Origin of the sequence: Streptosporangium sp. NPDC000239, from assembly GCF_040300765.1 — a bacterium.
In the GTDB taxonomy this organism is placed as follows: domain Bacteria; phylum Actinomycetota; class Actinomycetes; order Streptosporangiales; family Streptosporangiaceae; genus Streptosporangium.
Genome location: NZ_JBEPEI010000012.1, coordinates 128,287 through 149,577 on the forward strand (window position 1 = coordinate 128,287; position 21,291 = coordinate 149,577).

A 21,291-nucleotide genomic window follows, 5' to 3' on the forward strand; every position below is an offset into this window, starting at 1 on the left:
TTACGAAAGAGAGGTCTGTACGGCTACCGCTACACATCGAGGAAACGGACGTCTCGCGCGTTCCTGATGATGAAGGAGCGGCGCGCCTCGACGTCCTCACCCATGAGGACGCTGAACAGCTCGTCGGCCTGGGCGGCGTCGTCGAGGGTGACCTGCAGGAGCACCCGGGTGTCGGGGTTCATCGTCGTGTCCCAGAGCTGGCCGGCGTTCATCTCGCCCAGACCCTTGAACCGCTGGATGCCGTCGTGCAGGCGCGGGTCGCGCTTGCCCCGCTGCATGCCGTCCTCGATGATCGCGTCACGCTCGCGGTCGGAGTAGGCGTAGGAGGCGTCCTCGCCCCTGCGGTCCCACTTGATCTTGTAGAGCGGCGGCTGGGAGAGGTAGACGTGCCCCGCCTCGATCAGCGGGCGCATGAAACGGAACAGCAGTGTCAGCAGCAGCGTGTTGATGTGCTGGCCGTCGACGTCGGCGTCCGCCATCAGGATGAGCTTGTGGTAGCGGAGTTTGGTGATGTCGAACTCGTCGTGGACCCCGGTGCCCATGGCGGTGATCAGCGCCTGGACCTCGGCGTTCTTCAGCACCTTGTCGATGCGGGCCTTCTCCACGTTCAGGATCTTGCCGCGGATGGGCAGGATGGCCTGGAACTTGGAGTCGCGGCCGCCCTTGGCCGAGCCACCCGCCGAGTCACCCTCGACGATGAACAGCTCGCACTTCTCCGGGTCGCTCCACTGGCAGTCGGCCAGCTTGCCCGGCAGGCCGGAACCCGATTCGAGCAGCGACTTGCGCCGGGTGAGGTCGCGGGCCTGGCGGGCCGCGATGCGGGCGCGCGCGGCCTGCAGGGACTTGTTGATGATGTCCTTGGCCTCGCCGGGGTTGCGCTCGAACCAGTCGCGCAGATGGTCGTTGCAGGCCTTCTGCACGAACGACTTGGCCTCGGTGTTGCCCAGCTTGGCCTTGGTCTGCCCCTCGAACTGCGGGTCGGCCAGCTTCACCGAGATGATCGCGGTCAGGCCCTCGCGGATGTCCTCACCGCTGAGGTTGTCGTCCTTGCCCTCCTTGAGGAACTTCTGCTCACGCGCGTAGCGGTTGACGATCGACGTCAACGCCGCGCGGAAGCCCTCCTCGTGGGTGCCGCCCTCCGCGGTGTTGATGGTGTTGGCGAAGGTGTAGACCGACTCGGAGTAGGAGTTGTTCCACTGCATGGCGATCTCGACGGAGATGCCCTCGCCGTGCTCCTCGAAGTCGACCACCGAGACGTGCGCGGGTTCCTTCTTGGAGTTCAGGTGCCTGACGAAGTCGGCCAGGCCGCCCTCGTAGTGGTAGACGATCTCGACGGGTTCGTCGTTGACGGCGTGGTCCGGCCGCTCGTCGCGCAGTGAGATGGTCAGGCCCTTGTTCAGGAAGGCCATCTCCTGGAAGCGCCGCGAGAGCGTCTCGAAGTTCCACGTGGTGGTCTCGAAGATGGTGTCGTCGGCCCAGAAGGTGATCGAGGTGCCGGTCTCCTCGGTCGCCTCGCCCTTCGCCAGGGGAGCGGTCGGCTTGGAGTGGGAGTAGTTCTGCCGCCAGTAGTGGCCGTCGGTGCGGATCTCCACGTCCAGCGCCGTGGACAGGGCGTTCACCACCGAGACACCGACGCCGTGCAGACCGCCGGAGACGGCGTACGACTTGCTGTCGAACTTGCCTCCCGCGTGCAGCACGGTCAGGACGACCTCGACGGCGGGGCGGCCCTCCGCCTCGACGATGCCGACGGGAATGCCTCGGCCGTTGTCGACGACCCTGACGCCGTTGTCGGCGAGGAGGGTCACCTCGATCCTGTCGGCGTGCCCGGCCAGGGCCTCGTCGACGGAGTTGTCCACGACCTCGTAGACGAGGTGGTGGAGACCACGTTCACCGGTCGAGCCGATGTACATTCCCGGGCGCTTACGGACCGCCTCAAGTCCTTCGAGGACGGTGATTGAGCTAGCGTCGTAGGACAAGTGCGAAATCCTCCTGCCGCGGACACGCGGCGAACGGCCCTGTCGGCCCCGCCGTGCCCGTCACCGTCGTGAATGCCCCGATGCGCTCACCCGGGGGAAGTCGGCGCGGTGGCCGGGGTGACACGCAAGCGGACTGTGTCCGGAATTCGATTTCATTCTAGCGTCTCCGGACGTGTCGTGCGGCATTGACGGGCTCTGGAGGCCTCTGTCGCGCGTCGACCCTCTGCTTACGCATCCCCCTACAGGGAGGGGTGTAGCCGCGCCAGAAAGGCCGCTGATCCGTTTTCCGAGTTGTTGATCATCACCCATAGGTGTCGCCTGGGCCACGGCTCCCCGTGACACGCAGGCCACCGCTCGGTCGCGGCCCGTTCTGCGGCCCGCGCACCCGCACGCGCCGTACGGTCCCGTCGCCGAGCTCCTCGTTCAGCCGCCTGACGAGCGTGGCCGCGAGCAGCCTGACCTGGGTCGCCCAGGCCGTGGAGTCCGCGATCACCACGACCTCTCCCTCGGCGAAGGTCTCCGGTCTGGTGTGCGCGGCCAGGTCGACGCCGACGATCTCGTGCCAGCGGCCGAACACCCCGCCGACCGCGACCGGCCGCTCCCAGCCCCGGTCCGCGAGCAGGTCGGCGATGGCGCTGCCGAAAAGCCTCGGGTCGCCGCCGTCCCTGCGCTGGCCGTACGGCTTGCGCCGGGGTTCGCGGCGGGGGAGCTGGCCGCGCTTGGCGGCGTCGGCCTTGGCCTGGGCGAGCTTCTCCCTGGCCATCGCGGCGCCCTTGGCGGCGGTCGCCTTGGCCGCCTCCTGCCCGGCCTGCCGCGCGGGTCCCTTCCCGGTCCCCGCTGTGGACCCCCCCGCGGACCCCTCCGCGGGGCCCTGGGCGCGTCCTGTGGCCGGTTCCTCAGCGGACACGGGCCACGCTTCCCTCGGTCACGTCGAAGCGGGCGCCGATCAGCTCGGCGGGCACGTCGGCGGCGACCGCGGCGGTGATCAGCACCTGCTCGGCGGGCGCCACGATCTCGGCCAGGCGGCGGCGGCGCTGGCTGTCCAGCTCGGCGAAGACGTCGTCGAGGATCAGCACCGGGTCGCCGCCGTCGCTCCTGAGCAGGTCGTAGGCGGCCAGTCTGAGCGCGAGCGCGAACGACCACGACTCGCCGTGGCTGGCGTAGCCGCGCGCGGGCAGCTCGCCGAGGCCGAGGAACAGGTCGTCGCGGTGCGGGCCGACGAGGGTGACACCGCGTTCGAGCTCGGTGGCGCGCACGTCGAGCAGGGCGGCGCGGATGCGCCCCTCAAGGTCCTCCCCGGCCGTTTCCTCCGGACCGTCCTCGGGCAGGGTGCCGCGGTAGTCGAGGACGGCCGGGGCCGAGGTGGGGGCGAGCGAGGCGTAGGCGGAGGCGACGAGCGGGCGCAGCTCCTCGATCAGCCCGAGGCGGGCGGCGAGCAGTTCGGCGCCGAACTTCGCCAGGTGGGTGTCCCAGACCTCCAGCGTGCTCAGCGGGTCTCCCGCCCCGGCCGCGGCGAAGGCGGCGTCGCTCTCCGCCCGCCTTCCGCTCCTGCCGCGCCGTGACTGCGCGGCCACCCGCAGCAGGGCGCCGCGCTGCTTGAGCACCCGGTCGTAGTCGGCCCTGACCCCGGCGAACCGGGGGGCCCTGGCCACCAGCAGGTCGTCGAGATAGCGGCGGCGCTCACCGGGGTCGCCCTTGACCATGGCGAGGTCCTCGGGGGCGAACAGGACGGTGCGCAACATGCCGACCACGTCGCGCGGGCGGGAGACGGGCGAGCGGTTCAGCCTGGCCCGGTTGGCCCGGCCCGGATTGATCTCCAGCTCGATCAGCGCCCGCCGGTCGTCACGCACGACGACCGAGCGCACGATCGCCCGCGCCGCGCCCTGCCGTACCAGGGGGCCGTCGGTCGCCACCCGGTGGCTGGAGTGGCTCGCCACGTAGCCCAGCGCCTCGACCAGGTTGGTCTTGCCCTGGCCGTTCGGGCCGACGAACGCCGTGACGCCCGGCTCAAGGCCGAGGTCGACGGCGTCGTAGGACCGGAAGTCGGTCAGCGCGAGATGGGCGACGTGCACCTCAGGAAGACTAGCCGCCCCCGTCCTTCACCGGCGCCTCGCCGGTCAACGGTCCGTCTCGGCAGGGGGGACGACGTCGGCGCCGGGGGCGTCGGCGCCCTTGCCGGTCTGGCCCTCCTTCGAGGTGACCGCGTGCCCGCCGAACTGGTTGCGCAGCGCCGCGACGACCTTCATGGCCGGGGAGTCGTCCTGGCGGGAGGCGAACCTGGCGTACAGCGCGGCGGTGATGACCGGCAGCGGGACGGCGTGGTCGACGGCCGCCTGGACCGTCCACCGGCCCTCGCCCGAGTCCTCGGCGTAGCCCCTCAGGTCGGCCAGCTCGGGGTCGTCGTCGAGCGCGCGCACCAGCAGGTCGAGCAGCCAGGAGCGGATGACGGTGCCGTGCCGCCAACTGGAGAAGGCCCCGGCCACGTCGGTCACGACGTCGGAGGCCTCAAGCAGCTCCCAGCCCTCGGCGAAGGCCTGCATCATGCCGTACTCGATGCCGTTGTGGACCATCTTCGCGAAGTGCCCGGCGCCGACGGCTCCCGCGTGCACGAAGCCGCCGTCCTCCGGCTTGAGGGTCTCGAAGACCGGCATCAGGCGCTGAACGTCGTTGTCGGCGCCGCCGACCATGAGGGCGTAGCCGTTCTGCAGGCCCCAGACGCCGCCGCTCACCCCGCAGTCGACGAAGCCGACGCCCCGCTCGCCGAGCTGTGCGGCGTGCTTCTGGTCGTCGAGGTAGTGCGAGTTCCCGCCGTCGATCACGATGTCGCCGTCGGACAGCAGACCGCCAAGCTCCTCGACGGTGGCCTGGGTCGGCGCGCCCGCGGGCACCATGACCCACACCGCGCGCGGCGCCTGGAGCCGTTCGACCAGCTCCTTCAGGCTGGAGACGTCACTGACCGCCGGGTCACGGTCGTAACCGACGACGTCGTGACCCCCGCGGCGCAGCCGCTCGGCCATGTTGCCGCCCATCTTGCCCAGCCCGACCATGCCGATCTGCATACGAGCACCCCCTTCAGGGTTCCATCATCCACCTGTCGCCGAGTCGCGCCAGCGCGAGCCGCACCAGGTGGGCGTTTCCTTCCACAGGGCCGCCGTCGGGGCTGTGGAGGACGTCCTCAAGGCCGATACGCGTGGCCAGACCCAGCTGCCCCGCTTCGTCCACGAGTATCCACGCCGGTCCCTCCTCGCCGTGGAGCAGCCTGGGGCCGGGTACGGCCAGCTCGTCGAGACGCCCGAGCACGGCCCGCGCCCGGGAGACCGCGGTCTCCTCGGCGCCGCCGATGATCTCGACGAGCACCCGTGCGCACCCGAGACCGGTCGCGGCGAGCGCCTCGGCGTCGTCGACGGACCAGACCCCGGCCTCGACGTCCACGCCGAGCCGCCGAAGATCATGCCACAGGCCGGGGAAGCCGGGTTCCGAGAGGTTCACCGAGGCGAAGTCTGGCCGGTCCTGTGGAGAGAGCGCCGCCCACCCCCGTACGGCCTCGCGCCTGGCGCCCTCGTCGCCCCCGGTCATCCACAGGCCCGTGCTCACCCCGACGGGCAGCCCGGGGCAGGCCAGCCGTACGGCCCGCACGGCCGCGCCGATGTGGACGGCGCTGAGAGACTCCCTGCCCGCCTCGTCGCGCGGGTGCATGTGCACAGCCGTCGCACCCGCCCCACGCGCCTCACGGGCCGCCTCAGCGAGCTCCAGAGGGGTCACAGGGACCGCGGGGTGCTCGTCGGGCCGTCTACCGCCGTTGAGACACGCCTTCAGCGTGATCCGGCTCACAGGCTGTGGATCAGCTCGACAGGCGGATGGGCATGATCAGGTAGCGGTAGTCGGGCACGCCCCCGTCGTCCACAGGCTTGCCGCCGGTGAGGATGGCGGGCTTGGTCGAGGTGGTCATCTGCAGCCTGGCCACGTCGGAGTCGATCGCGCCCAGCCCCTCAAGCAGGAACTGGTGGTTGAAGGCGATGTTGATGTCGTCGCCCTCGAAGTCGACCGGCAGCACCTCGACCGCCTGGGCCTCGTCGCCGCTGCCCGCCTCAAGGACGACCTCGCCGTCGCGGAAGGCCAGGCGCACCGGCGTGTTGCGCTCGGCGACCAGGGCCACGCGCTTGACGGCCTCGACGAAGGCGCCGGTCGCCAGGTCGGCCCTCGCGGAGAACTCGGTCGGCAGCAGCGAGCGGTACTTGGGGAACTCGGGGTCGAGCAGGCGGGTGGTCGTACGGCGGCCCGCGCTGGAGAAGCCGATCATGCCCTCGCCGGTCCCGCCGACGGAGCTCATCGCGATCTCGACCTCGGCGCCGGTGCTGCCCAGGGCCTTGGCCGCGTCGGCGAGGGTCTTGCCGGGGATCATGGCGACGGCGGAGAAGTCGGGCTGGCCCGGCTGCCACTTCAGCTCACGCACGGCCAGGCGGTAGCGGTCGGTCGCGGCGAGGGTGACGGTGTCGCCCTCGATCTCCATGCGCACGCCGGTCAGCATCGGCAGCGTGTCGTCCTTGCCCGCGGCGACGGCGACCTGGCCGACGGCGGAGGCGAACACGTCGCTGCCGACCCGGCCCGCAGCCGGCGGCATGGTCGGCAGGGAGGGGTAGTCCTCCACAGGCATGGTCAGCAGGGTGAACCGGGCACTGCCACAGGTGACGACCGCCTTGGCGCCCTCGACGACGAAGTCCACAGGCTGTGCGGGCAGCGCCCTGGTGATCTCGGCGAGCAGCTTGCCGGAGACCAGCACGACGCCGGCCTCACCGGTCTGGGGTTCGAGGGTCACCTCGGCGGACACCTCGTAGTCGAAGCCGGAGAGCTTCAGCTGCCCGCCGTCCGTCACCTCCAGGCGCATGCCGGCGAGCACCGGCACGGAAGGACGCGCCGGCAGGCTGCGTGCCGTCCAGGCGACGGCCTCGGCGAGCACGTCTCGCTCGATACGGAACATCACGGGGATCTGCCTCCTGTGTGTGAGCGCTGTCCGCTCGGTGCCTTGGGTTCAAGTGTTCACTGTCCCGCACCTGCGCTCCCCCGGAACCCTTCTGTGGGTCTTGAGTTCTCTAGTTAGAGATACAAGGGGTCATCGCATTAGGGGCGGTGGATACTGTGGAAATCCTGTGTTTCCGCAGATCAGACTAGGTTTTTTCATCCACCGGGGGTGTGGGTGGAGGGTGTGGAGAACTCGGCGGCCTGGGGAGAACCTCGCTGTACCCACAGGCCGTCCCCAGATCGAGGGGTCTTCATCCACCGGTTATCCACGAGGTTTCCCCAGGTTATCCACTGGGTAAGAGGTCGTTTTGTCCTTGTGGAAAACGCTCTTCACAGGGCGTCCCCAGGTTGTCCACGAGTTCTCCCCAAGTTGTCCCCAGGTTCTCCCCAGAGTTGTCCCCAGCTTGCTCAAACGTGTTGAAACCATCGAAACCGGCATGTTCACGGTGGAAACTCCTCCTCCATTGGTTGAGGCGGAGTCGTACATTTGATCCACAAGGTTTTCCACAGCCTGTGTATCGCGTCCGGGGAAAACTCATCCATTGCGCGACTGCTGCTTGATCCTGGTGGTCAGTTCGTTGACCTGGTTGTAGATCGAGCGGCGCTCGGCCATGAGGGAACGGATCTTCCGGTCGGCGTGCATGACCGTGGTGTGGTCGCGCCCACCGAACTGCTGGCCGATCTTGGGCAGCGACATGTCGGTCAGCTCCCTGCACAGATACATGGCGATCTGCCGGGCGGTGACCAGGACCCGCGAGCGCGACCCGCCGCACAGGTCGTCGATCGACAGGCCGAAGTAGGCCGCGGTCGAGGCCATGATCGTGGCGATCGTTATCTCGGAGCCCGCGTCCTCGGTGATCAGGTCCTTGAGCACGACCTCGGTGAGCTGCAGGTCGACCGACTGCCGGTTGAGGCTGGCGAACGCGGTGACCCTGATCAGCGCGCCCTCCAACTCGCGGATGTTGGTGGAGATCCGGCTCGCGATGTACTCCAGGACCTCGGGCGGCGCGGCCAGGCCCTCCTGGATGGCCTTCTTGCGCAGGATCGCGATGCGGGTCTCAAGCTCGGGCGGTTGCACGTCGGTGATCAGTCCCCACTCGAACCGGTTGCGCAGCCGGTCCTCCAGGGTGACCAGCTGCTTGGGGGCGCGGTCGCTGGAGATGACGATCTGCTTGTTGGCGTTGTGCAGGGTGTTGAAGGTGTGGAAGAACTCCTCCTGCGTCTGTTCCTTGCCCTCGAGGAACTGGATGTCGTCCACCAGCAGGATGTCCACAGCCCGGTAGCGTCCGCGGAAGTTGTCGGCCTTGTGGTCGCGGATGGAGTTGATGAAGTCGTTGGTGAACTCCTCCGAGCTGACGTATCTCACCCGGGCGCCGTCGTAGAGGCTCTGCGCGTAGTGGCCGATCGCGTGCAGCAGGTGCGTCTTGCCCAGTCCTGAGTCGCCGTAGATGAACAGCGGGTTGTAGGCCTTGGCCGGGGCCTCGGCGACGGCGACCGCCGCGGCGTGGGCGAAGCGGTTGCTCGATCCGATGACGAAGGTCTCGAAGGTGTACTTCGGGTTGAGCCTGGCGGGTTCCCCCTGCTGCTGGGTACGGCCTCCCCGGCCGTCCCATCTGTTCTGCACGGGGCCCGCGGCCTGCGGGGGCGAGGGGCGGTCGAAGTTGTTCTGCCCGTGCCGTTCGAACCCGTCGGACTCCTGGTGCGGGGGCGCGGGCTGCGGGGTGTAGCCGCCGCGGCCGTACCCGCCCCCCTGTTCCTGCGGGGCCGGCGCCGAGGGCTCCCCCGGGAGGAACGGCTGCTGCGCTCCGTCCTCACCCTGTTGATAACCGTAGTGACCCTGTGGGCCGTGCTGTGGATATTCGGTGGACGGCATCGGCGCAGGTCCCTGCCCCTGGAAGGGGTTCTGCAGGCCGGAAGCGTTGTGGAGCTGGGGTGTCACGGGCTGTGCATAACCCTGCTGGGGACCCCCAGGCTGGGGATAACCGTGCGCGGGCGGCTGGGGATAACCGTCTCCCCTGGAGACCCCGGGGTCGGAACCGGCCGCGCTGGGGTCGACCATGACCGCGACCCGCATGGGGCGGCCGAACTCCTGGGAGAGCGCGTGGCTGATCAGGGGGCGGAGCTTGTTCTCCAGGACGTCCCTGGCGAAGTCCGTCGGGGCGGCGAGGACCACGGTGTCGTTCATGAGGCCGAACGGGCGGGTCATGCCGAGCCAGACCCGTTGCTGGGAGGGGACGCTCGCGTTGAGGGAGTTCTCCAACGCCCGTTCCCACACCTCGCTGAGGTCCAAGTTGTCCATGCCCGGCCATCCTCCTGTCGACGCGGTCACCGCACCTGCTCACCGCGATCTGTTATCCACACCGATGGCCGCCGGGCACATCGGATTCCCCTGTTTTCCACATGTCGGAGCCCCTGCTGCCCGTCCGGGGTCGCCGCTCGGAATCCACATCGAATCCACACCGCATCCACATGCTGTGCACAGCCCCACGGCCGCCGCCAGACACGCCCGGGCAATGGTGACAAGGGGTTGGAGGGGCTGACAGTAGCCCTGTCCACAGCCTGTGTTCAAGACGTTGTCCACAGCCTAGTGGCACTGTGGGGGAGGCTGAGTGCACATCCTGTGGACGGCGAGGCGTCGGTGGAAAACGGGGCTGTGGATTCGTGGATAACCTATCGTCAGGTGTTCGCCGGTTTGACCTGGGCCTCGCCTTACCCGTAACGTACGACGGTCGGCTTGTCACGCGGAGGCTTTCGCATGCCCCGCTTCCGGCAGGCCAGCCACTGTCGAGCGTCCCCATGTGCTGGGGGCGCGTCCTGAGCCTGGAGCCCACTCGTGAGCAAGCGTACTTTCCAGCCGAACAACCGCCGTCGCGCGAAGACCCACGGTTTCCGGCTGCGCATGCGCACCCGCGCCGGTCGCGCCATCCTGGCCGCCCGTCGTCGCAAGGGCCGCGCAGCGCTCTCCGCCTGACGCGTCCGCCGTGCCCGGTTCGCCGGGCCGGGGCAGTAAGCGAACCGTCGCCCGTCGGCCGTGACGCCGGCGGGCGATAGCCGTACCTGCCCAGGGTCAAACCAAGGTCCTCTCGTGTTGCCGTCCGTGTCCCGCATGCGCCGGGGCGAGGAGTTCGCCGGCGCGGTCAGGAAGGGAAGCCGTGCAGGCCGCCCCACACTGGTCGCGCATTTCGGCATGCGCGCAGAAACGGACGAACCCCCCTTGGTGGGATTCGTCGTGAGCCGTGCGGTTGGTGGGGCGGTCACGAGGAATCGGGTCAAACGTCAGCTGAGACACCTCATGCGAGACCGTCTCGACCGTCTTCCGCGAGGTAGCCTGCTGGTTGTACGCGCCAATCCACCGGCCGCGTCCGCGCGAAGCGAGCGCCTAGCCGCCGAACTCGACGTCGCGCTGGATCGTTTACTCAGGCGGCGTGAGCCCTCCGCGGCTCACAGGGATGGGCGATGATGACGGCGCAGCACACCGCCGGGGTTTCCCCGGCCGCCAGGACCCTGATGGCTCCCATCCGGTTCTACCGGAGCTATGTGAGCCCTCTGCTGGGTCCACGCTGCCGATTCCACCCCTCGTGCAGTGCCTACGGGCTTGAGGCGGTTGCCGTCCACGGGGCCCTGCGCGGCACATGGTTGACGATCCGGAGAATCGGGCGTTGCCACCCATTCCATCCCGGAGGCTTTGACCCGGTGCCCCCACGCCGGGGCCAGTCCGACGAAACGCAAGGGAGCTAGCTCGGTGGAGCTGTCCTGGCTGAACTGGCTGTACACGGCCGTCGCCCAAGTAATCACCTGGATACACCAGGCGTATAGCAGCTTCCTCGACCCGAACAGCGGGCTGACCTGGGCGCTGACCATCATCACCCTGACGGTGCTGATGAGGCTGCTGATCTTCCCTCTCTTCCTGAAGCAGATGCGCTCCTCGAAGAAGATGCAGGAACTCGCGCCCAAGGTTCAGGAGATCCGTAAGCGCTACAAGAACGACAAGCAGCGCATGAACCAGGAGGTCATGGCGCTGTACCAGGGGCAGGGGGCCAACCCGCTCGGCGGCTGTCTGCCGGTCGTGGCCCAGTTCCCCATCTTCATCTCGATGTTCACCGTGCTGAACGCGATGGCTCACGGCGAGCTGAAGTTCGGCATGACCCAGCAGCTGGTCGACAGCGCCAGGGCCGCGCACATCTTCGGCGCGCCGCTGCCGGCGACCTTCTGGAGCAGCGACGCCCAGCTTCAGGCGTTCGGCGCCAACCCGATCCAGACGAAGATCGTCCTCGCGATCTTCGTGGCGGTCAGCTCGCTGACCACCTTCCTGACCGTCCGGCAGAGCGTGACCCGCTCGATGGCCCAGATGCCGGACAACCCGATGGCGCAGCAGCAGAAGATCCTGATGTACATCTCGCCGCTGTTCGCCATCTTCTCACTGAACTTCCCCCTCGGTCTGATCCTCTACTGGGTCACCACCAACCTGTGGACCCTGGGCCAGCAGCACTGGTTCTACAGCCGCAACCCCGCTCCGGTGGCCGACGCCAAGGGCAACATGGTGACGCCCGAGCCCAAGCCGGGCCTGCTGGGTAAGGCCAAGAAGGCCCCCGAGCCCGAGGCGCCGCCCGCGCCCGCACCCAAGATGGTCCGCCAACAGCCCACCCGCCAGCCCCGCAGCAAGCGGACGGGCAGCAAGAAGTCCTGACGATCATCCCGACAGCACAAAGGAGTGGCCGGACGTGACCGAGGCCGAAGCCGAGAAGGAGACCGTGAAAGCGGCTCCGGATCTCGCTGCGCTGGAGCAGGAGGGCGAGATCGCGGCGGACTACGTCGAGGGTCTGCTCGACATCGCCGACATCGACGGTGACATCGACATGGACGTCGAGGGTGATCGTGCCGTGGTGTCTGTCGTGGATGTCAAGGGTGGCGATCTCGTCGGCCCGCACGGCGAGGTGCTTGAGGCGATCCAGGAGCTGACCCGTCTCGCGGTCCACCGTCAGACGGGCGAGCGCTCTCGGCTCATGCTGGACATCGCCGGCTACCGTGAGCGCCGCCGTACCGAGCTGACCGAGCTGGGCACCAAGATCGCCGCGGACGTCAAGCGCAACGGCGAGCCCAAGCCCCTGCAGCCGATGACCCCGTTCGAGCGCAAGATCGTGCACGACGCGGTGGCGGCGGCGGGCCTGCGCAGCGAGTCCGAGGGCGAGGAGCCCCGGCGCTTCGTGGTGGTCCTGCCCGCGTAACGACACGACGGAGAAAAGGGCCGCCGTCCCCGGTCACCAGGGGCGGCGGCCCTTTCTTGTGATCCGTTCCCGGCCCGTCCTTGTACGGCTCCGCGAAGCGGGCCGTTAGCCTTAGAACACCCTGCAGAAAGCCCGTCCCGAGGAAGAGTGAGCCCCGAGTGAGTGACCAGATCCCCGAGCCGCCCGAGGTCGCGCGCGAGGTGTTCACCGGCGATGCCTGGTCCATGGCGGAGACGTTCGCCGGTCTGCTGGCCGGCCCCGGGGTGGTGCGCGGACTGCTCGGTCCTCGCGAGGTGCCCCGCATCTGGGACCGGCACCTGCTCAACTGCGCCGTGGTCGCCGAGGCGGTGCCCGCGGACGTGCGCCTGGTGGACATCGGCTCCGGTGCCGGGCTGCCCGGCCTGGTGCTGGCGATCGTGCGTCCCGACATCCATGTCACCCTCCTTGAGCCTCTCCTGCGCCGGACGGTCTTCCTCCAGGAGTGCGTGGACACGCTGAAACTCGGCAACGTCGAGGTGCTGCGTGGCCGGGCCGAGGAGTTCGTCGGCAAGCGCGTGTTCGACGTGGCCTCCGCCCGGGCGGTGGCGCCGCTCGACCGGCTGCTGAAGTGGTCGCTCCCCCTGCTGCGCGAGGGCGGGGAGCTGCTCGCCCTCAAGGGCGAACGGGCAGCGGAGGAGCTGACGGACGCCGAGGAACAATTGAGGACCAGCGGGGTGCGAACCGCCGAGCTTGTTTCGGTCGGGCACGGTAAGGTCGAGCCGCCCGCAACTCTCATCCGGGTGGTCGCCGGTCGGGCCCCCGAAGGAGTACGGCAGGGCGCTCGCCGTAAGGAGCGTGTCTCGCGGGCCAAGCGGGCGCGAGGCCAGTAGAACAGACCGAGCGAAGCGAGTGCGAGGCCAGTGAATGACCATGGAAGTGCGATTGTGAGCGCGGAAGGTGGTCTCGGCTGGCCCACGGGTCCTGTCGTCCCGCCTCGTGAACGCCTTTCCGGTCTTGGTTGGCCCGCATCGGGTTCCACCGCTGCAGTCAGGCCGGTTGAAAGGACGACGACCGTGACCCAGTCCCCCCTTAATCCCGGCGAATCGCCGTTGGTACGAGAGGCACTCAGCTCAGTGGTTTCACGTGAAACATCTACGGCCGCCCCCGGAGACACCATCGGCGCCCGGGACGGTGACTGGCCCCGGCCGCCCAAGACCCGCATCTTCACCGTCGCCAACCAGAAGGGCGGCGTCGGCAAGACCACGACATCGGTGAACCTGGCGGCGGCGCTGTCCATCCACGGCCTGCGAGTGCTCGTCGTCGACCTCGACCCGCAGGGCAACGCCTCGACCGCCCTGTCCATCGAGCACCGTGGCGACGTCCCCGACATGTACAAGGTCCTGGTCGAGGACGTGCCGCTGGCGGAGGTCGTGAAGGAGGTCCCGGAGATGCCGGGTCTCTACTGCGCCCCCGCCACGATCGACCTGGCGGGGGCCGAGATCGAGCTGGTCTCCATGGTCGCCCGTGAGGCCCGGCTGCAGCGCGCGCTCGCGGCCTACACCCAGGTCGAGTTCGACTACATCCTCATCGACTGTCCTCCCTCGCTCGGCCTGCTGACCGTCAACGCGTTGATGGCCGCCAACGAGCTGCTGATCCCCATCCAGTGCGAGTACTACGCGCTTGAGGGGCTCGGCCAGCTGCTGCGGAACGTTGACCTGGTCCGCGCCCACCTGAATCCCACGCTCGACCTTTCCACCATCCTGCTGACGATGTACGACGGCAGGACCAGGCTCGCCTCCCAGGTCGCCGACGAGGTCCGCTCCCACTTCGGGGACACGGTGCTGAAGAACGTGATCCCGAGGAGTGTCCGTGTCTCCGAGGCACCGAGCTACGGCCAGTCGGTCATGACCTACGACCCGGGCTCCAGCGGCGCGATGGCCTACATGGACGCCGCCCGTGAGATCGCCTACCGTGGCGCCGCCGTGTGAACGCGCCGAGATCCGCAGAAACAGCAGGGGAGGGACCGTGGTAGCTAAGACGCCCAGGGGACTGGGCAAGGGGCTGGGCGCGCTCATCCCGACGGGCCCCACCGTGCTGGAGACGACGCCACCGGCCGTCACCTCGACCCTGGTCGTGGACGAGCCCACGGTCCAGCAGCCGAAGCCGGTCGCGGGCGCCTACTTCCTTGAGATCCCCGTCGAGGACATCACGCCCAACCCGCGTCAGCCCCGGGACATCTTTGACGACCAGGCGCTGGACGAGCTGGCCATCTCCATCCGGGAGGTGGGGCTGCTCCAGCCCGTCGTGGTTCGCCCGGCCGGTGAGGGACGCTACGAACTGATCATGGGGGAGCGCCGCTGGCGTGCCTCGAAGATCGCCGAACTCTCCAAGATCCCCGCGATCGTACGGAGCACCGAGGAGGACAAGCTCCTGCTGGACGCTCTCATCGAGAACCTCCAGCGCGAGCAGCTCAACCCCCTTGAGGAGGCGGCGGCCTACCGGCAGCTGCTCGACGACTTCGGCGCCACCCACGAGCAGCTGGCCACCCGTGTCGGGCGATCCCGCTCCCACGTGTCGAACACCCTGCGGCTGCTCAACCTGCCCGCCAAGGTCCAGCTCCGGGTCTCCGCCGGGACGGTCAGCGCCGGGCACGCCCGCGCGCTGCTCTCCCTGAACGACCCCGTGGCACAGGAACGGCTCGCCGACCGGATCGTGGCGGAGCTGCTGTCGGTGCGCGAGGTCGAGGAGATCGTGGCGGTCGGCGACGCCAAGGCGGCGCCCGCCCCCACCACCCGGAAGGTGCCGAGGGCACGTCAGTCGGAGGAGCCGACGCTCCGCCATCTGGCCGACCGGCTCTCCGACCGCTTCGAGACCCGGGTGAAGGTGGACTTCGGCCGTCGCAAGGGGCGCATCGTCGTGGAGTTCGCGACCATCGACGACCTTGAGCGCATCATCGCCACGATGGCTCCGGGAACCATGCAGCAGACCGAAGACTGAAACACCCGGGCGCCTGTTTCACGTGAAACAGGCGCCCGGGTGTTTCACGTGAAACCCTCAGCCCTCCAGTACGGTCTGCCGTACATCGGCCACGAAGGTGTCCACGTCCTCGGTCGAGGTGTCGAAGGCCGTCACCCAGCGCACCACGTGGGCCGCCTCCTCCCACACGTGGAAGAGATGGCGCTGCTGGAGTTCGGTGATCACCTTCTCCGGCAGGGAGGGGAAGACCGCGTTCGACTGGACCGGATAGCGGAGCGCGACACCGGGAAGGCCGGCGACGCCGTCCGCCAGCCGATGGGCCATGGCGTTGGCGTGGGAGGCGTTCCTGCGCCAGAGGTCGTCGGTGAGGAGTGCGGTCAGCTGGGCCGACACGAAGCGCATCTTCGAGGCGAGCTGCATGCCCTGCTTGCGGAGGAACAGCGCGGGAGCATCCAGCTCGGGCCTGAGGATGACGAGCGCCTCCGCCCCCATGGCGCCGTTCTTTGTGCCGCCGAAGCTGAGCAGGTCCACTCCGACGTCACCGGTGAGCGCACGCAGGGAGCAGCCGAGCTCCGCGGCGGCGTTGGACAGGCGGGCACCGTCCATGTGGAGGAAGAGTCCGTGGGCGTGGGCGAAGTCGGCCAGTTCGGCGATTTCGTCGGGGGTGTAGCAGGTGCCGCACTCGGTCACCTGGGAGATGGAGATGACCCTCGGCTGGGAGTGGTGCTCGTTCCCCAGGATGGAGAGCTGGTCGCGGACGGCCTCGACGGTGAGTTTGCCGTCGTCCGTCGGGATCGGAACGAGCTTGGCGCCGAGTACCCGCTCCGCGGCGCCGCACTCGTTGGTGTTGATGTGGGCGCTGCTCGGGCACAGGACGGCGTCGTAGGAGCGCAGGACGAGCCCCAGCCCCACGACGTTGGCGCCGGTGCCGTTGAACATGGCGTAGGCGCTCACCTGGGGACCGAACTCGGCGCGGAAGGCCTCCTCCATCGCCCGAGTCCAGGGATCGCCGCCGTAGGCGGGAGTGTCCGAGACGTTGGCCTCAACGATGGCGGCGATCACGTCCGGGTGCACTCCGGCGTGGTTGTCACTGGCGAAACTCTTGGGAAGACGCACGGCGTCCACCATAAGTGGAACAATCCGGCGCCGGTCCCCCGGCGCCGGACAAATCAGTTCAAGCAGAGTGCCGAGCGGCAGCCTGTTCCAGCAGGGCCTGGCAGAGGGTGCCGAGATCGTCGCCCGCCGCCTCGATCGCCATGGGCAGCAGCGAGGTCTCGGTCATGCCAGGGGCGACGTTGACCTCAAGGAAGTACGGCAGGCCCGCCTCGTCGACGATGAGGTCGGTGCGGGAGACGTCACGCAGGCCCAGCGCGGTGTGGGCCGTGACGGCCATCTCGGCGCAGGCCTGCGAGACCTCGGGGGACAGCCGGGCCGGGGCGAAGAACTCGGTGTGCCCGGCGGTGTAGCGGGAGGCGTAGTCGTACAGGCCCGCGTCGGGCACGATCTCCACCGGAGGCAGGGCGACCGGGCCCTCGCCGAGGTCGACCACGGAGACGGAGACCTCGACCCCTTCGATGTAGCGCTCGATCAGCGCCGTGTCGCCGTAGGCGAAGCAGCCGACCATCGCCGAGGGAAGCTCCTGCGCGGTGCGGACCATCGACGCGCCGAGCGCCGAACCACCCCGGGACGGCTTGACGAACAACGGCAGGCCGAGCCGTTCGACGATCCGGTCGAGCACCGCCGAGGCACCCAGGTCGTGGAAGGTCTCCTTGGGCAACGTCACCGACTCGGGGGTGCGCAGGCCGAAGGAACGGACGACGGCCTTGGCGGTCGGCTTGTCGAAGGCCACCCGGCACGCGTCGGGATCGGCGCCCACATAGGGCACCGAGAGCAGTTCGAGCACCGAGCGGATCGCGCCGTCCTCACCCGCCCCACCGTGCAGGGTGACGAAGACCGCGTCCGGCGGATCGGCGAGTACGGCGGGCACGAGGGAGGCGTCGGTGTCACGTGTCTCCACCGGGATCCCCACCGCGCGCAGCGCCTCACTCACCCGGCGGCCCGACCGGAGGGACACCTCCCGCTCGTAGGACAGACCACCCGCGAGAACGAGCACGTGGCCCAGATCACTCATCCGAAAAAACCTCTCTTCACGGCCCACGCCGAGCCTTTGGGGTCGCTCTCATCACGCCGGGGACGATCGCCACAACGGCGCCGGAAGTCACCGTACGGCACGGCACCCGAAGTGACGTCACCCACCGGTTCTCGGATGGCGCGTGGCGGGCGTCCGGAAGCGGCCGTCGAACCAGCCCCTTCACGGAGCACCGCGCCGAGAGCCTCCACAGGCTTCACACGGCAGAAGGCGGTGTGGCGAGCGGAAGCGCCCGTCACACCGCCCAGGGAAGCCCGCTCGGACCTCAGGCCAGGTCAGGCCCCGGGGTGTCCACCCCGCCGCGTTCGATGGGCGCGTCCGGCCCGAACGTCTCGCGCGTCTGCATCTCCTGCTCGATCACCCCGGCCAGGCGGCGCACGCCCTCACGGATGCGCTCCGGCTCGGGATAGCAGTAGGACAGGCGCATGTGGCGCGTGCCGCCGCCGTCGGCGTAGAAGCCGGCGCCGGGGACGAACGCCACCCGCTCCGCCACCGCGCGGGGCAGCAGCACCTTGGAGTCCAGCCCCTCGGGAAGCGTGGCCCAGACGAAGAAGCCGCCCGCCGGGCGCGTCCAGGAGCAGCCCGCGGGCATCATCGCCTCCAGGGCGCCGAGCATGGCGTCACGGCGCTCGCAGTACAGCTCCCTGAAGGTCTTGATCTGCTGGCGCCACGGCTGGGTCGCGAGGTACTGCCCGACGGCGAGCTGGGTGAAGGTCGAGTGCGACAGGACGGCCGACTCCATCGCCAGCACCAGCTTGTCGCGGATGGCGTGCGGCGCCAGGGCCCAGCCGACACGGAAACCGGGTGCCAGGGTCTTGGAGAAGGAACCGAGGTAGACCACCCCGTCGGGGCAGTCGGCCCGCAGCGCCCGCATGGTCGTGCCCTCGAAGCCGAGCAGGCCGTACGGGTTGTCCTCCACGATCAGCACGTCGGCCCGCTGGCAGATGTCCAGGATCTGCTGCCTGCGCGCGGTGCTGAGCGTGACCCCGGCGGGGTTGTGGAAGTTGGGGATGGTGTACAGGAACTTGATCCTGGTGCCCGCGGTCTTCAGCGCGTAGATCGTCTGGGCCAGCGACTCGGGGATGATCCCCTCGTCGTCCATGGCGATGTGGATGACCTTGGCCTGGTAGGCGGAGAAGGTGCCCAGCGCGCCCACGTAGGAGGGCCCCTCGGCCAGGATGACGTCGCCCGGGTCGATGAAGACGCGGGTGATCAGGTCGAGGGCCTGCTGCGAGCCGACGGTCACCACGACGTCGTTGGCGTTGCCCTCGATCCCCTCAAGGCGCATGACCTCGCAGATCTGCTCGCGCAGGTGCGGGTCTCCCTGGCCTGAGCCGTACTGGAGCGCGACCGGGCCCCTGCGGGCCACCAGGTCGGCGACGAGCTCGCCCACGACGTCCAGCGGAAGAGCGGTGACGTACGGCATGCCCCCCGCGAGCGAGACCACCTCGGGCCTCGACGCGACGGCGAAAAGAGCTCGAACCTCGGAGGCGACCATCCCGGTGGCTCGTGCGGCGTACCGGTCGACGTAGGCGTCGATCCGCGACCCCTGGGGCGCGATGGTCTGACCGTGATCTGACTCTTGGGGCACGGTCCACCTCCTTGGTTACGGGGAGCAACGAGTGCTCAAGTTAGAGAAACCAGCGTACGACAGTGATGGTTGTCGTCTGCGTGTGGGGACGGGAGACCCTGAAACGAAGGGCCTCACTGAGCTACGATGCCAGCTGGAGACGCCGTTTTCGCGCGTTTTCCGCCACGGCTTGCGCTCGTCTCGCCAGGATTGGGGCCAACAGGTGTCGCGTCGGCTGGCAAACGTCACTCTCGACAATCTTGACGACCTGCCGTACCGGTGCCGCCGGTGCGTGTTCTGGGAGCTTGACCCGGTGAACGGCAACCGTGCGATCGAGGCGGGTGACCCGGGGCTGGAGAAGGAGGCCTGGATCTCCTCGACCCTGCTGGAGTGGGGAAGCTGCGGGAAGATCGTCTACGTGGACGGCGTCGCGGCCGGCTTCGTGCTCTACGCGCCTCCGCACCACGTGCCCCGCTCCATCGCCTTCCCCACCTCACCGGTCAGCGCCGACGCCGTGCTGCTGATGACGGCCCACATCATCCCGGAGTTCTCCGGAGGTGGCCTGGGCCGGATGCTGGTGCAGGGGGTGGCCAAGGACCTCACCCGGCGCGGGGTGCGGGCGATCGAGGCGTTCGGCGACCTGAAGTGGGAGCAACCCGGCGCGTGCGTGATGCCCGCGGACTATCTGCTCTCGGTCGGCTTCAAGACGGTCAGGCCGCACCTGCGTTTCCCCCGGCTGCGCCTCGAACTCAAGTCCGCCGTCTCGTGGCGTGAGGACGTCGAGGTCGCCCTGGAGAGGCTGCTCGGCTCCATGTCCCCGGAAAGGGCGCTCAGGCCCGTCTGAGATGGTTTGGGCCCCTTCCAGGGCCCTCCTGGAGAACCTCACCGACCTCAAGAGTCACGAAAGCCCCCCGCGTCGCGTCGCGGGGGGCTTTCGCCGGGTGGGTGTGCCGCTCGGAAGCGGTGGTACGGCTCCGCTGTGGGGAGCGCAGCCGCAGGGGGCGTCACAGACCCTTTCGACAGGGTCTAGATGATGCCCTCAAGCTCGCGAAGCAGCATCGACTTGGGCTTCGCGCCGATGATCTGCTTCACGACCTCTCCACCCTTGTAGACGTTCAGGGTCGGAATCTGGAGTACACCGTACTGTCCGGCGATCGTCGGGTTCGCGTCCACATCGATCTTGACGATGGTCAGCTTGTCCGCGTGCTCGTTGGCGATCTCCTCCAGAATCGGGGCGACCTGGCGGCACGGGGCGCACCACTCCGCCCAGAAGTCGACGATGACGGGCTTGTCGCTCTTGAGGACCTCAGCGTCGAAGCTGGCTTCGGTCACGTTCTTGATGGCGCCCAAGGTTCCGGTACTCCCTCTTCGTGGTGGTGATCTGGATCAGCTCTCGTGCTCGGCGAGCCACCGCTCGGCGTCGAGCGCGGCGGAGGTGCCCGTGCCGGCGGCGGTGATCGCCTGGCGGTAGATGTGGTCGACGACGTCGCCGGCTGCGAAGACGCCGTCCAGGTTGGTGCGGGTGTAGGGGGAGTCAACCTTGATGTAGCCCTCGTCGTCCAGCTCGACCTGGCCCTTGACCAGCTCGGTGCGCGGGTCGTGACCGATGGCGATGAACAGGCCGGTGGCCGCCAGCTCGCTCTCCTCGCCGGTCTTGAGGTTGCGCAGGCGCACGGCGGAGACCTTGTTCTCGCCGAGGACCTCGACGACCTCGCTGTCCCAGACGAAGCGGATCTTCTCGTTGGAGAAGGCCCGGTCCTGCATGATCTTGCTGGCGCGCAGCTCGTCACGGCGGTGCACGATGGTCACCGAGTTGGCGAACCGGGTGAGGAAGGTGGCCTCCTCCATGGCGGTGTCGCCGCCGCCGACGACCACGATGTCCTGGCCGCGGAAGAAGAAGCCGTCACAGGTGGCACACCAGGAGACGCCGCGTCCGGAGAGGCGCTTCTCGTTGGGCACGCCGAGCTCACGGTAGCCGGAGCCGGTGGCCAGGATCACGGCCTTGGCGAGGTGGGTCTCGGTGGCGGTCTTGACGACCTTCGGGGTGACGGTCAGGTCGACCTCGACCACGTCGTCGGCGACCAGCTCGGCACCGAACCGCTCGGCCTGCTTGCGCAGGTTGTCCATGAGGTCGGGACCCATGATGCCGTCGGGGAAGCCCGGGAAGTTCTCCACCTCGGTCGTGTTCATCAACGCGCCGCCCGCGGTGACCGAACCTTCGAAGACCAACGGCTTGAGATCGGCCCGGGCGGAGTAAACAGCCGCGGTGTAACCGGCGGGACCCGACCCAATGATGATCACATTCCGGACTTCACTCACTGCTGCGCCTCTCCTCCGTCGTTGCCAGTGGCGTCAACAGATCCTAGGCGCCGGTGATTCCCGTATGTCACGACGGAG

Annotated in this window: 21 protein-coding genes; 9 read left to right on the plus strand and 12 right to left on the minus strand. The window is 68.7% G+C overall.

Annotated features, from left to right (window positions below; translation table 11 throughout):
* Positions 1-29: 29 nt before the first annotated feature.
* The 7 genes from gyrB to dnaA form a co-directional block, all read right to left on the minus strand.
* The gene (gene gyrB, locus ABT340_RS26970; protein WP_352013623.1) at positions 30-1,976 is read right to left on the minus strand and encodes a DNA topoisomerase (ATP-hydrolyzing) subunit B; all 1,947 of its coding nucleotides are present in this window, start codon (positions 1,974-1,976) and stop codon (positions 30-32) included.
* A gap of 301 nt (positions 1,977-2,277) precedes the next feature.
* Positions 2,278-2,883: a DciA family protein gene (locus ABT340_RS26975; protein WP_352013624.1), complete on the minus strand. Its 606-nt coding sequence runs from the start codon at positions 2,881-2,883 to the stop codon at positions 2,278-2,280.
* The gene (gene recF, locus ABT340_RS26980) at positions 2,873-4,048 is read right to left on the minus strand and encodes a DNA replication/repair protein RecF (RefSeq protein WP_352013625.1); all 1,176 of its coding nucleotides are present in this window, start codon (positions 4,046-4,048) and stop codon (positions 2,873-2,875) included. The genes ABT340_RS26975 and recF overlap by 11 nt, the downstream gene beginning before the upstream one ends.
* A 45-nt stretch (positions 4,049-4,093) precedes the next feature.
* The gene (gene gnd / locus ABT340_RS26985; RefSeq protein ID WP_352013626.1) at positions 4,094-5,035 is read right to left on the minus strand and encodes a phosphogluconate dehydrogenase (NAD(+)-dependent, decarboxylating); all 942 of its coding nucleotides are present in this window, start codon (positions 5,033-5,035) and stop codon (positions 4,094-4,096) included.
* Between the two features lie 13 nt (positions 5,036-5,048).
* The gene (locus ABT340_RS26990; protein ID WP_352013627.1) at positions 5,049-5,807 is read right to left on the minus strand and encodes a 3-keto-5-aminohexanoate cleavage protein; all 759 of its coding nucleotides are present in this window, start codon (positions 5,805-5,807) and stop codon (positions 5,049-5,051) included.
* Between the two features lie 10 nt (positions 5,808-5,817).
* Entirely contained in the window at positions 5,818-6,957 is a 1,140-nt protein-coding gene (gene dnaN, locus ABT340_RS26995; RefSeq protein ID WP_352013628.1) for a DNA polymerase III subunit beta, read from the minus strand.
* A gap of 573 nt (positions 6,958-7,530) precedes the next feature.
* Positions 7,531-9,294, minus strand: a complete 1,764-nt coding sequence (gene dnaA, locus ABT340_RS27000) for a chromosomal replication initiator protein DnaA (RefSeq protein ID WP_352013629.1) — start codon at positions 9,292-9,294, stop codon at positions 7,531-7,533.
* 534 nt (positions 9,295-9,828) lie between these two features.
* Here dnaA and rpmH point away from each other — a divergent pair.
* From rpmH to ABT340_RS27040, 8 genes are all read left to right on the plus strand, one after another.
* A complete protein-coding gene (gene rpmH / locus ABT340_RS27005) occupies positions 9,829-9,966 on the plus strand; it encodes a 50S ribosomal protein L34 (protein ID WP_171200567.1) in 138 nt (45 codons plus the stop codon).
* 135 nt (positions 9,967-10,101) lie between these two features.
* The gene (gene rnpA / locus ABT340_RS27010; RefSeq protein ID WP_386190973.1) at positions 10,102-10,455 is read left to right on the plus strand and encodes a ribonuclease P protein component; all 354 of its coding nucleotides are present in this window, start codon (positions 10,102-10,104) and stop codon (positions 10,453-10,455) included.
* Entirely contained in the window at positions 10,455-10,733 is a 279-nt protein-coding gene (gene yidD, locus ABT340_RS27015) for a membrane protein insertion efficiency factor YidD (protein WP_352013725.1), read from the plus strand. The genes rnpA and yidD overlap by 1 nt, the downstream gene beginning before the upstream one ends.
* A gap of 4 nt (positions 10,734-10,737) precedes the next feature.
* Positions 10,738-11,682 (plus strand): membrane protein insertase YidC, encoded by a 945-nt coding sequence (gene yidC / locus ABT340_RS27020; RefSeq protein ID WP_352013630.1) that lies wholly within the window; start codon positions 10,738-10,740, stop codon positions 11,680-11,682.
* A gap of 34 nt (positions 11,683-11,716) precedes the next feature.
* A complete protein-coding gene (locus tag ABT340_RS27025) occupies positions 11,717-12,220 on the plus strand; it encodes a Jag family protein (RefSeq protein WP_352013631.1) in 504 nt (167 codons plus the stop codon).
* A 224-nt stretch (positions 12,221-12,444) separates the two neighbouring features.
* Positions 12,445-13,089 carry a 16S rRNA (guanine(527)-N(7))-methyltransferase RsmG gene (gene rsmG, locus ABT340_RS27030; RefSeq protein ID WP_502992535.1) on the plus strand — a complete coding sequence of 215 codons (645 nt, stop codon included), beginning with the start codon at positions 12,445-12,447 and terminating at the stop codon, positions 13,087-13,089.
* Between the two features lie 243 nt (positions 13,090-13,332).
* The gene (locus tag ABT340_RS27035; protein ID WP_352013633.1) at positions 13,333-14,187 is read left to right on the plus strand and encodes a ParA family protein; all 855 of its coding nucleotides are present in this window, start codon (positions 13,333-13,335) and stop codon (positions 14,185-14,187) included.
* Positions 14,188-14,224: 37 nt separating this feature from the next.
* Positions 14,225-15,196 carry a ParB/RepB/Spo0J family partition protein gene (locus tag ABT340_RS27040; protein ID WP_352013634.1) on the plus strand — a complete coding sequence of 324 codons (972 nt, stop codon included), beginning with the start codon at positions 14,225-14,227 and terminating at the stop codon, positions 15,194-15,196.
* Positions 15,197-15,253: 57 nt separating this feature from the next.
* Here ABT340_RS27040 and ABT340_RS27045 read toward each other — a convergent pair whose 3' ends face one another.
* From ABT340_RS27045 to ABT340_RS27055, 3 genes are all read right to left on the minus strand, one after another.
* Positions 15,254-16,291, minus strand: a complete 1,038-nt coding sequence (locus ABT340_RS27045) for a threonine aldolase family protein (protein WP_352013635.1) — start codon at positions 16,289-16,291, stop codon at positions 15,254-15,256.
* 58 nt (positions 16,292-16,349) lie between these two features.
* Positions 16,350-17,306, minus strand: a complete 957-nt coding sequence (locus tag ABT340_RS27050; RefSeq protein WP_352013636.1) for a D-alanine--D-alanine ligase family protein — start codon at positions 17,304-17,306, stop codon at positions 16,350-16,352.
* A gap of 283 nt (positions 17,307-17,589) precedes the next feature.
* Positions 17,590-18,822 carry an aminotransferase-like domain-containing protein gene (locus tag ABT340_RS27055; protein WP_352013726.1) on the minus strand — a complete coding sequence of 411 codons (1,233 nt, stop codon included), beginning with the start codon at positions 18,820-18,822 and terminating at the stop codon, positions 17,590-17,592.
* A 385-nt stretch (positions 18,823-19,207) separates the two neighbouring features.
* Here ABT340_RS27055 and ABT340_RS27060 point away from each other — a divergent pair, with 385 nt between their 5' ends.
* On the plus strand, positions 19,208-19,738 hold the full coding sequence (locus ABT340_RS27060) for a GNAT family N-acetyltransferase (RefSeq protein WP_502992534.1): 531 nt from the start codon (positions 19,208-19,210) through the stop codon (positions 19,736-19,738).
* A 182-nt stretch (positions 19,739-19,920) separates the two neighbouring features.
* On the opposite strand, the gene trxA is transcribed toward ABT340_RS27060, so the two are convergent.
* Both trxA and trxB read right to left on the minus strand, forming a co-directional pair.
* Positions 19,921-20,244 (minus strand): thioredoxin, encoded by a 324-nt coding sequence (gene trxA / locus ABT340_RS27065; protein WP_352013637.1) that lies wholly within the window; start codon positions 20,242-20,244, stop codon positions 19,921-19,923.
* A 36-nt stretch (positions 20,245-20,280) separates the two neighbouring features.
* Positions 20,281-21,213 carry a thioredoxin-disulfide reductase gene (trxB, locus tag ABT340_RS27070; protein WP_352013638.1) on the minus strand — a complete coding sequence of 311 codons (933 nt, stop codon included), beginning with the start codon at positions 21,211-21,213 and terminating at the stop codon, positions 20,281-20,283.
* Positions 21,214-21,291 lie beyond the last annotated feature (78 nt).